The 10692-nt window shown below is 66.8% G+C and carries 11 protein-coding genes and 1 pseudogene; 5 read left to right on the forward strand and 7 right to left on the reverse strand.

Annotation, left to right across the window (positions count from 1 at the left end; translation table 11 throughout):
- Positions 1 to 207: FAD-dependent oxidoreductase (locus L995_RS13845; RefSeq protein ID WP_047472319.1), on the forward strand; the 207-nt coding region annotated here is incomplete at its 5' end.
- A 19-nt stretch (positions 208 to 226) separates the two neighbouring features.
- On the opposite strand, the gene L995_RS33135 is transcribed toward L995_RS13845, so the two are convergent.
- The 4 genes from L995_RS33135 to L995_RS13860 all read right to left on the reverse strand — a co-directional run bounded on the left by L995_RS33135 (position 227) and on the right by L995_RS13860 (position 3493).
- Positions 227 to 847: a hypothetical protein gene (locus tag L995_RS33135; RefSeq protein WP_156136075.1), complete on the reverse strand. Its 621-nt coding sequence runs from the start codon at positions 845 to 847 to the stop codon at positions 227 to 229.
- A 49-nt stretch (positions 848 to 896) separates the two neighbouring features.
- Positions 897 to 1550, reverse strand: a complete 654-nt coding sequence (locus L995_RS13850; RefSeq protein WP_047472320.1) for a hypothetical protein — start codon at positions 1548 to 1550, stop codon at positions 897 to 899.
- Between the two features lie 446 nt (positions 1551 to 1996).
- Positions 1997 to 2902 (reverse strand): LysR substrate-binding domain-containing protein, encoded by a 906-nt coding sequence (locus L995_RS13855; RefSeq protein ID WP_016452275.1) that lies wholly within the window; start codon positions 2900 to 2902, stop codon positions 1997 to 1999.
- Positions 2903 to 2920: 18 nt separating this feature from the next.
- Positions 2921 to 3493, reverse strand: coding sequence for a cob(I)yrinic acid a,c-diamide adenosyltransferase (locus L995_RS13860; RefSeq protein WP_047472321.1), 573 nt, complete (start codon positions 3491 to 3493; stop codon positions 2921 to 2923).
- 181 nt (positions 3494 to 3674) lie between these two features.
- Here L995_RS13860 and L995_RS13865 point away from each other — a divergent pair, with 181 nt between their 5' ends.
- Positions 3675 to 4043, forward strand: coding sequence for an EF-hand domain-containing protein (locus L995_RS13865; protein ID WP_016447305.1), 369 nt, complete (start codon positions 3675 to 3677; stop codon positions 4041 to 4043).
- A gap of 82 nt (positions 4044 to 4125) precedes the next feature.
- A complete protein-coding gene (locus L995_RS13870) occupies positions 4126 to 5550 on the forward strand; it encodes an FAD-binding oxidoreductase (RefSeq protein ID WP_047472322.1) in 1425 nt (474 codons plus the stop codon).
- On the opposite strand, the gene L995_RS13875 is transcribed toward L995_RS13870, so the two are convergent.
- Positions 5540 to 6445 carry a LysR family transcriptional regulator gene (locus L995_RS13875; RefSeq protein WP_016452279.1) on the reverse strand — a complete coding sequence of 302 codons (906 nt, stop codon included), beginning with the start codon at positions 6443 to 6445 and terminating at the stop codon, positions 5540 to 5542. The two genes, L995_RS13870 and L995_RS13875, sit on opposite strands and share 11 nt — an antisense overlap.
- Before the next feature lie 129 nt (positions 6446 to 6574).
- Here L995_RS13875 and L995_RS13880 point away from each other — a divergent pair, with 129 nt between their 5' ends.
- Positions 6575 to 7783, forward strand: a complete 1209-nt coding sequence (locus tag L995_RS13880; RefSeq protein ID WP_013799976.1) for a CaiB/BaiF CoA transferase family protein — start codon at positions 6575 to 6577, stop codon at positions 7781 to 7783.
- A 71-nt stretch (positions 7784 to 7854) separates the two neighbouring features.
- Positions 7855 to 8856, forward strand: coding sequence for a Bug family tripartite tricarboxylate transporter substrate binding protein (locus L995_RS13885; protein WP_013799975.1), 1002 nt, complete (start codon positions 7855 to 7857; stop codon positions 8854 to 8856).
- Between the two features lie 188 nt (positions 8857 to 9044).
- Here L995_RS13885 and L995_RS13890 read toward each other — a convergent pair whose 3' ends face one another.
- Complete coding sequence (locus L995_RS13890; RefSeq protein ID WP_016452280.1) at positions 9045 to 10334, reverse strand: M20/M25/M40 family metallo-hydrolase; 1290 nt, start codon at positions 10332 to 10334, stop codon at positions 9045 to 9047.
- A 156-nt stretch (positions 10335 to 10490) separates the two neighbouring features.
- Positions 10491 to 10692, reverse strand: a pseudogene (locus L995_RS13895) (MFS transporter); the annotation flags it as partial.

Here is a 10692-nt window from a genome sequence, read left to right on the forward strand (position 1 = left end):
GTCTTCGCCGCCCTGCCGCTGGACGGCGACCTCCACCCCTGGACCGGCATGCGCCCCGCCACACCCACCGGCCTGCCCCTCACCGGCCGCCAGCGCGGCGGTCCGCGCAACCTGTGGCTGCAGACGGGGCATGGCGCGCTGGGGCTGACGCTGGCGTTCGGGTCGGCACAGAGGCTGGTGGGGCAGATGGAGGCGGACGATCTGTAGAACCCGGTCCCGCAGCCACCTATGTCATGTCGCCACTCAATCTCCGTACGAGTTGCCAGTCGTCCTTGGACCAGCCATGTCGGGCATCCACCGACATGGCTGCGGCGCCAATCAAGGCAAGCCAACCGCTGGCCTCCACACTTCTCAACGGCTCCCATGACGGCCGCTGGGCTATTTGCTGCCAATCCGAACCATGGCAGCCAGTGCACTTTGTCAGCGTGTCATCAGGCCGCAGTGGTTCGACCGTGACCGTCCCGGGTGGCACTTCGCCCCACTCAGCGATAAGCGTGTCCAGCGAAACCGTTGAAGGCACGCCGCCTCGACCCAAAAACCACTTGAGAAAGCGCTCCCAGAGCGAAACATCGGGCGGCGCATTCCGTGAGTCGGTGTCGCGTGCTTTAAGCCAAGCGTCGTGAGACATTATCTTGGCGTAGACCACCAAAATGCATCTGCTGGATCCTGCCTGACAGATGGTCACCGTATCTCCACGCTTCCATTGTCCAATCGACAACGATGAGTTGACCGTCCCCAAGATAAATTTAGCAATATCGGCATCGTTCCAACCGCGCGGATCTTCTTGGGTGTCGGATACGCCACGCCAACTCGCGGCAATGAGCAGTGCGGCAAGCGCGATGATCACCAGTGAGCGCCACGTTTCGGAGAGGCGTGGTGAGATTGATGTTGTCTGACTAGCCACCACAGCATCTCCTCACTAGCTCCTGAGCCATATCAGTCGCACGCTGGCGCCCTTCCGGCGGCACCCGCTGGTCTATGCTCTGAAGCAAATTGGCTTGCAAGGACACATCGCCGCTGGCTTTGGCATTCGCATATAAGTAGGCCCATACCTCGGCCGGCCGCGGCTCTCCCCATGTGGGGTTGTATCGGATGGAGGCCATCATGATCAGCGCATCGACATAGCCTCGGTCGATCAGGGCATTGAGGTAGGCCAGGGTGGTGCGCCGGAATTCGTCGAGGCGCTCTGGGTCCTTCATCACATGCTCCAGATCCCGGGTCCAGTAGGCCCCCCCGTAATTCATCATGCTCTGGGGATCGCCCTGGGCCGCTAGCAGGGCGGTCCATCCATCTGCCCTGGCATATGCGTCCTCGGGAAGCTCACCGCAGCCGGGCCGCGCCTTGGCCCCTTCCTCACGCAGCAGAGTCTGGGCCATCGCATGTCCTGCAGGATCGGAAGCCGGGGAAGCCCACTGCGCCATGCGCCCGTAGAGGGACACCATCCAGCAACGCTCCAATGCCTTGTGGAGTTTGGCGACTTCGCCGGCCTGGTCCAGCGTGACCTCGCTGCGGGCAAGCCGGTTGTACAGAATCTCCGCCGATGCATCCACGACAACGGCAGGAAACGCCTTGGCTCTAGGTGCCGCGGGGGGCGCCACCGGCACGGGCGCCGGTACGGAAGCGATCGCCGGTGGAGCGGGAGTTTCAGGTGCTGGCGCAGCAGGCTCGGAAGCTTGCGCAGGTGGCTTGGTTGCGCTCACCTGTGCATGCCTGACCTCAGGCGCTGGTTCGGCAAAAAAGATGAGCGCCAGCCCACCGGCAAAGGCAAGAGCAGCACATGCCCAGGCAACGACCTGCCAGCGCGGACGCAAAGCTCCTGAATTTCTCATGACCCTCCTTCATGACGATGCAGTTGTCAGATCCCGGGCAATGATTGTGAATAATTCTCATTAACAAATCAATCGATCATGAGAATTCAGTTGAATTTGGCAATCGATCGTGCCAATGACCACGGCGCACCAGCCGCAGTCCAGCAGGCATGCTTGTATGAACGGCTTCAACCAGCCAGCAACTCGCGCAAGGCCTTGCGCATTTCCTCGGTCATTGCCCGCGCCAGCACCGACCCCGGCCGCTGGGGCAGGCTCAGGGCATTCACACCCACCGTGATGCGCGGCAGCAGGGGCACGACATGGACCTTGCGGCGGTCGGCGGCCAGGGCGGTGCAGCCGTCCATGATGGCGGCGCCCAGGCCGTACTCGGCCATGGACAGGGCCGCGTGGTAGGTCTGCACGGTGACCACGGGCGACAGGCCCACGCCGTGCTCGCGGCAGGCCTGGCCCAGGCGCATGCCCAGCGGGTCGCGCGCATCGAGAGCGACCACGGGCAGCTCGGCCAGGTCCTTGAGCTCCATCCCCTCTTCGCGCACGCGCGAGGGCGGCAGCAGGCCCTTGGGCAGCACGCAGAACATGTCCACCTCGGCCAGCAGCTCATGCTCCAGCGCGGGCTGGCCCACGGAGCTGATGACGAAGCCCACGTCGGCCTCCTGCAGCAGCAGGGCCGAGACCACCTGGGGCGTGTGCAGCGCCTGCACATGGACCTGCACCTGCGGGTGGCGGCGCCGAAAGCCGGCCACGGCGCGCGGCAGCACCTCGCGGCTGAGCGCGAAGACGGTGAGCACGGTGAGCCGGTCCGCTGCCCGGCCATGGCGCAGGTTGTCGGCCAGGCGCTGGACCTCGTCGAGCTGCTCGAACAGCTTCTCGATGTGGGGGAACAGCGCCAGCGCCTCATTGGTGGGCGTGAGCCGCCCGCGTGCGCGCTGGAACAGCGCAAAGCCCAGCTGCAGCTCCGCGTGCTGCAGGGTGCGGCTGACGGCCGGCTGGGTGATGTTGATCAGCCGTGCGGCAGCGCTGACGCTGCCGGTCTGCATGACGGCATTGAAGACCTCGATGTGGCGCAGGCGCATGGGCCGTCCTCAGCACGGTCACTCTTGAGCGGACTGCGCGCGCGCCAGCCGCTCGCTTTTCCAGTACACGTCGTCGCCGCCATCCATGCGGTTGAGCACGCGTGCCAGCACGAACAGCAGGTCGGACAGGCGGTTCAGGTATTGGCGCGGCGCGGGCCGCATGGCCTCGCCCTGCTCCAGCGCCACCACCATGCGCTCGGCGCGGCGCGCCACGGTGCGGCAGACATGGGCCTGGGCCGCTGCGCGGCTGCCGGCCGGCAGGATGAATTCCTGCAGCCGGGGCAGCTGCGCGTTGTAGTGGGCCAGCGCTTCATCGAGCTGCAGCAGGGCGTCGTCCTTGAGCAGTTCATAGCCGGGAATGGACAGCTCGCCGCCGAGGTTGAACAGCTGGTGCTGCACATCGACCAGCAGCTCGCGCACGTCCTCGGGCAGGGCCTCGCACAGCAGCAGGCCGATGTGGGAATTGAGCTCGTCCACATCGCCCATGGCGTGCGGGCGGCCGCTGTTCTTGGAGACGCGCGTGTTGTCGCCCAGGCCCGTGCTGCCGTCGTCTCCGGTGCGCGTGGCGATCTGTGTCAAACGGTTGCCCATGGGCGTTCTCCTTGGCGGTGCGGGGGTGGAAAGCCGGACCCGTAACGGCCCAACACCCAATTGTGCGTTACAGGCGGCACGCAAATGTTGTAGCAGGCAACAGCCGGCAAAAGTGCTGGCCCTGCTGCGCTGCAACAGGTGGAATGCAGTCATGTTCCACGTTCGACAAGGAGTTCGACACATGACCTCTCAACTGCGCAAAGTCTCTGGTTTTGAAATCCGCAGCGTGATGTTGTTCGCGGCCATTTCGCTGGGCAGCGTTGCTGCCATGGCGCAGACATCTACTCCCGCTGCGCCTCCTTCGCAGGCCTCCTTTGGAGCCGGTAGCGGTCCTGCCACCGGCGTACAAGCAGCGCCGGCCCCTTCGTCGGCCGGCGCCAACGAGGTGCAAGCCGCATTCGACCGCGCCGACACCAACCGGGACGGCAAGCTGAGCAAGAAGGAGGCCGAGGCCCTGCCCGCCGTGAGCAGCAATTTCGCCCAGATCGATGCCGACAAGAACGGATCGCTGTCGCGCGATGAATTCAGCAAGGCTGTCCAGCCGCGCTGACACCCGGATGCCTGGCGGCTGACCCACACGGTTGGGCGGCAGGGCCGGTGGTATTCTTTCCAGTTCCCCCTGGAGAACACCGATGAACGCCCCTGTCGCCCCCGTCCGCCTGCAGCCTGACTTCGCTCAGCGCTCCATCCCCGAAGCCTTCCTCCAAGCCCTGGCCCAGCGTTTCGGCGTCCAGTGCTCCACGGCTTTGGCGGTGCGCGAACAGCACGGCCGCGACGAGGGCGCCATCCAGGCGCCCCCGCCTGCGGCCGTGGTCTTTGCCGAAAGCACGCAGGACGTGCAGGACGCGCTGAAGCTGGCCGACCAGCATGCCGTGCCGGTCATCCCCTACGGCGCCGGTTCATCGCTCGAAGGCCATCTGCTGGCCGTCGAAGGCGGCATCAGCCTGGACCTGAGCCGCATGAACCGCATTCTCTCGGTCAACACCGAGGACCTGACGGTCACCGTGCAGCCCGGCATCACGCGCAAGCAGCTCAATGATGCCATCAAGGACACGGGCTTCTTCTTCCCCATCGATCCCGGCGCAGATGCCTCCATCGGCGGCATGACCGCCACGCGCGCCAGCGGCACCAATGCCGTGCGCTACGGCACCATGCGCGAGAACGTGCTGGCGCTGGAAGTGGTGACCGCCAGCGGCGACATCATCCGCACGGGCACGCGCGCCAAGAAGAGCAGCGCGGGCTACGACCTCACGCGCCTGATCGTGGGCAGCGAGGGCACGCTGGGCGTGGCCACCGAGATCACGGTGCGCCTGTACCCGCTGCCCGAGGCCGTGAGCGCGGCCATCTGCTCCTTCCCCAGCATCGAGGCCGCCGTGCGCACGGTGATCCAGACCATCCAGATGGGCGTGCCTATTGCCCGCGTGGAGCTGGTGGACGTGAACTCGGTGCGCATGGTCAATGCCTACAGCAAGCTCACGCTGCGCGAGGAGCCCATGCTGCTGATGGAGTTCCACGGCTCGCCCACGGGCGTGAAGGAGCAGGCCGAGATGGTGCAGGACATTGCGGGCGAGTTCGGCGGCAACGCCTTCGAATGGGCCGAGCGTCCCGAGGACCGCACGCGATTGTTCACGGCCCGCCACAACGCCTATTTCGCGGCTGTCTCCAGCCGCCCCGGCTGCCGCTGCATCACCACCGACGCCTGCGTGCCCATCAGCCGCCTGGCCGATGCGCTGCTGGACTCGGTGCGCGAGGCCGATGACAGCGGCATTCCCTACTTCCTCGTCGGCCACGTGGGCGACGGCAACTTCCACTTCGGCTACCTGATCGACCCGGACAACGAGGACGAGCGCTCGCGCGCCGAGCAGCTCAACCACCAGCTGGTGTCGCGCTCCATTGCGCTGGGCGGCACCTGCACGGGCGAGCATGGCGTGGGCATCCACAAGATGAATTTCCTGCGCGAGGAAGCCGGCGACGGCGCGGTGCAGATGATGCGCTCCATCAAGCAGGCGCTGGACCCGAAGAACATCCTGAATCCCGGGAAAATCTTCAGCCTCTGAGTCCCTCCGCCTCGGCCTTCTCGCGCAGGAAGTCGATCAGCGTGGTGATGGCCCGCGTCTGGTAGCGGGACGGCATGTACAGCAGGTACTGGCGCGTGGCCAGAAAGTCCAGGCTGCCCGGCGGCAGCGGCAGGCGCTCAAGCGCGCCGCTGGCCAGTTCGGCCGCCACCATGTAGCGCGGCACCACGGCCACGCCCAGGCCCTGCAGCACGGCATCGCGCAGGAAATGGAAGTTGGGCGACATCAGGCGCGGGCGTATGCGCAGCTCGGTGGGCCGGGCGCCGTTCATGCCCGCCGTGCGCAGCTTCTGGCCCGTGAGCGCCGAGGTGATCAGCGGCACGCGCTTGAGCGCCAGCAGCGAGTCGGGATGGCCATGCTGCGCCAGGAACTGCGGCGTGGCGCAGGCCTCGTAGAGCACATCGCCGAGCTTGCAGGCCACCAGGCTTTCGGGCGGCTCGGTCATCACGCGCACGGCGAAGTCCACGGCGCCCTGCATCAGGTCCTCGATGTCGTTGTCGAAGATCACCTCCAGCGTGATGCCCGGGTGCATGCGCATGAACTCCGTCAGCCAGCCCGACATCTGCAGCTGGCCGTAGCCGCTGGGCACGCTCAGCCGCACGGTGCCCTGCAGGCTCTGGCCCAGGCTGTCCACCGACTCGGCCGCCGCCATGACCTCCTGGCGTATCGCCCGTCCATGCGCGTACAGGCGCAGGCCCAGCTCGGTGGGCTCGACCTGTCGCGTGGTGCGGCGCAGCAGCTGCTGGCCGATCTGGCGCTCGAACTGGTTGAGCCGGTGGCTGACGTTGGCGCGGCTCATGCCCAGGCGCACGGCGGCGCGGCTCAGGTTGCCGGCTTCGATGATGTCCACCAGCAGGGACAGTCCGCCCAGATCCATTGTCAAACCTCAGTACACACAATGTCCATTTTTTAGCACGATTGTCAAAGTCCATAAACGAATGAAGAATGCGGGCCTGCCCGGGCATCACCGGCCCGTTGCGGTTTTCGTGGTTCGACAAGGTTTCGCATGAGTGCTCTCCCCTCTTCCCTGCCGCTGGACGGCGTGCGCGTCCTGGATCTTTCGCGCGTGCTGGCCGGACCCATGTGTGCCATGGCGCTGGCCGACCTGGGTGCCGATGTCGTCAAGGTCGAGCACCCGGGCCGCGGCGACGACACGCGCGACTGGGGCGTGCGCGTGGGCCAGCGCAACACCTCCTACTTCAACAGCGCCAACCGCAACAAGCGCTCGGTCACGCTGGACCTGCAGGCCGAAGAGGGCCTGCGCATCGCACGCGAGCTGGCGGCCGACAGCGACGTGGTCATCCAGAACTTCAAGGTCGGCGGCGCCGAGAAGCTGGGGCTGGGCTACGAGCAGCTGTCGCAGTTGAACCCGCGCCTGGTGTACTGCTCCATCTCGGGCTACTCGCGCAGCGGCCCCGAGGCCACGCGGCCCGGCTACGACCTGGTGGTGCAGGGCGAGTCCGGCATCATGGCCATGAACGGCGAGCAGGGCCAGGGCCCGCTAAAGTTCGGCGTGGCCGCCGTGGACATGTTCACGGGCATGTACTCGGCCCAGGCCATCCTGGCGGCGCTCTACGAGCGCGAGCGCAGCGGGCGCGGCCGCCATGTGCAGATGGCCCTGTACGACTGCGGCCTGATGATCACCAGCTACTACGGCATGGAGGCCTTGCTCAAGGCCGGCGACCCGCCCAAGTTCGGCAACGCCCATCCGTCCATCGTGCCCTACGGCGTGTTCGAGGCGGCCGACGGCCCGCTGGTCATCACCGTGGGCAACAACGGCCAGTTCCAGCGCTTTTGCACCGACGTCATCGCCAAGCCCGAGTGGGCCGCCGACGAGCGCTTTGCCACCAATACCGCACGCTCGGCAAACCGCGATCTGCTGATGCCGCTGGTGCAGGCCGAGCTGCTGCGCTTCACGCGCGCCCAGTTGCTCGAATGCCTGACGGCCGCGCAGATTCCCTGCGGCGAGGTGCTGGGCCTGTTCGAGGCCCTGAACTCGCAGCGCACGGCCGACGCCGGCCTGCTGCACCGCTTCGAGGACAGCGAGGCCGGCAGCCAGTCCGTGCTGGCCCCGCCCTATGCGCTGGACGGCCAGCGCCTGCCCGTGCGCCGCCCGCCGCCGCACCAGGGCGAACACACCGACGAGGTGCTGCAGCAGCGCCTGGGCCTGGACGAACAGGCCCGCGCCGCACTGCGCGCCAAAAACATCATCTGAGAGCGCGCAGACGTTCCCACCCAGACCGCTCCACGGCTCTCATTTCCACCCCTTCCCGCTTGAGGAGACATATGACTTCCACCCCCTTCCAGGCCTCGCGCCGCCAGATCCTTTCCGCCGCCTGCGCCACCGCCATCGCCACGCTGGCCCCCGCCGCACGCGCACAAAGCCAGTGGCCCGACAAGCTGATCAAGCTGACCGTGGCCTTCCCGCCCGGCGGCCCCACCGACACGGCCGCGCGCATCGTCGCGCAGCGCCTGACCGAGCGCCTGGGCCAGACCATCGTCATCGACAACCGCCCCGGCGCCTCGGGCTCGGTGGGCACGGCGGCCTTCATCAAGTCGCAGCCCGACGGCTACTCGCTGTCCATGTTCGGCATGCCCGCGCTGCTGGCGCCCATGCTGTTCAACAACAACCTGTACGACGTGCGCAAGGACTTCCTGCCCGTGGCCACGGTCTATGACCTGCCCATGGCCATCGTCATCAACCCGCGCGAGCTGCCGGACGTGACCAACCTGCAGCAGCTGATCGAGCACGCCAAGAAGGCCAAGCCCGCGCTGAACTACACCAGCTCGGGCACGGGCAGCTTCGGCCACCTGTCCATGGAGCAGCTCAAGGACCTGGGCGGCTTCGACATGCAGCACGTGCCCTACCGCGGCAGCGCGCCGGCCGTGACCGACCTGATCGGCGGCCAGATCGCCGTGATGTTCGCCGATGTGGTCGCGGCCCTGCCCCACATCCAGGCGGGCAAGCTGCGCGCCATTGCCGTCAGCTCGCAAAAGGCCAAGCAGCTGCTGCCGAACGTGAAGTCGGTGGCCGAGCAGGGCTTCCCCGGCTTCGACGCCGACACCTGGGGCGGCCTGATCGCACCGCTGAACACGCCTCCCGCCGTGGTCCAGCGCCTGAACCAGGAGCTCAAGCTCATCCTGGCCGAGCCCGAGCTGCAAAAGAAGATGCTGGCCGCAGGCGCCATTGCCACCTACCAGGACGGCGCGGCCATGAAGGCGCGCCTGAATGCCGACTTCACGCGCTGGAGCAAGATCGCGAAAGACAAGAACATCAGCTCCCAGTAAGAGACAAAGAGCGCTCCACGATGCGCCTTCAGGGCATGCCGCAAGGCATGCCCTTTTTTGCTTTTTGACCCCGCCATCTGCAGAGTGCGCCAGGTTTCGCCGCCGGGCCGCCCCAAGGCGAAACGCGGCCCCCTCGGGGGGCGCCCGGCCAGAGGCAGCGGACCATGCGAAGCAGGGGAGCGTGGGGGCTACTTCGACAGATCCATGATCATGCGCGTGGCCAGGTACAGGCGCGGCACGATGGTGTTCAGCTGCACATACTCCGCATCATTGGAGTGCGCACCGTAGCCGCTCAGGCCAAAGCCCTCGATGACGGCACCCTTGGCCTTGAGCGCCGCAAACGCCGCGTCGGTGCCGCCGCCCGTGGCCTTTTCCATCACGCTCATCTTCAGGCCCAGCTCATCGCTGTAGATGGTCTGCGCCTGTTTGGCCAGGCTGCGCGAGGCCTCGTTGGCCTCCAGCGGCGGGCGGCGCACTTCGAACTTGAGCTGCACCTTGCTGGCGTCCAGCAGCTTGTGGCCCACCTTGGCCTGCATGGCCTGCTCCAGCGCCGTGAAGTCGGCCACGCGCAGCGCGCGGGCGTCGGCCTGGGCCGTGGCCTCGGCGGGAATGACGTTGCGGTTGGTGCCGGCCTTGGCCACGGTCCAGTTGAGCTTGAGGCCGGTCTCGGGCTTGGACAGGTCCTTCATCTGCAGCAGCTGGTGCGACAGCTCGTACAGCGCATTCACGCCGTCCTCGGGCTTGGCGCCCGCGTGCGAGGCCTTGCCCTCGACCTTGAGGTAGGCCGCGCCGATGCCGCTGGTGGCCAGGCGCACGCCGCCGTCCGTGCCGCCACCTTCGAACGAGAAGACCGCATCCTGCTCGGCGCCCAGGCGCGTGATGGTGCTGCGCGCGCCGGGCGAGCTGATTTCCTCGTCGCTGTTCATCAGCACGGTCAGCGTGCCGTAGTTGTCGAAGCCCAGCTGGCGCAGCATGGCCACGGTGTGCAGGATCAGGGCCACGCCCTGCTTGTCGTCGGCAATGCCCAGGCCGTAGGCGCGCTCGCCGTCGATGCGAAACGGCTGGTCCTTGAGCATGCCGCGCAGGTAGACCGTGTCCATGTGGGCGATCAGCATGATGCGGCTGGTGCCCTTGCCCTTGAACTCGGCATGCACCATGGGGCCGATCTTCTCGGGCGTGTCACCCAGCCGGTAGACGTCGGTGGGCTGCAGGATCTCGACCTTGCCGCCCTGCTCGCGCAGCTTGCCGGCCACGTAGTTGGCGATCTGCTCCACGCCCTCCATGTCCTTGCTGCCCGACTCGATGTGCACCAGCTCGCGCAGCGTGTCCAGCAGGGGCTGCTGGTGCTTTTGCGCCAGCGCCTGGATATCGGCCTTGGGCGCAGCCAGGGCACTGCCGGACAGGCCGGCCATGGCGAGGGCCAGCGCCAGCGGGGCGCTGCGGAACATGAGGGAAAGCGGTGCGAAGGCGGAACGCATGGACAGGTCTCCTGTGTTGAAAAGTTGTGCCTGCACGATAGCAGGCGCCGCGCAGTGCGCACGCAATTGGCGTGCCTGTTTTGTCCATCTCTGCGCCCAAAGCAAAGGCCCCGCAAGCTTGGGCCTGCGGGGCCTTGTGGGGAGTGCGACCCGGTATCAGCCCGCGCTCAGCGCCATGCCGCTTTTCCGGCTCACGCCATCGCCCACGACCACGGCCGACACCACGCTCAGCACCAGGGCAATGGCCGATCCGTAGAACACGCCGTGGCTCATGCCGTGGTCCAGCATGTAGCCGAACACAGGGGCCGCCAGGCAAAAGCCCAGGTCCAGGCCCGAATACACCGTGCCGTAGACGCGG

Origin of the sequence: Delftia sp. ZNC0008 (assembly GCF_000799035.1) — a bacterium.
GTDB classification, from domain to species: domain Bacteria; phylum Pseudomonadota; class Gammaproteobacteria; order Burkholderiales; family Burkholderiaceae_C; genus Comamonas; species Comamonas tsuruhatensis.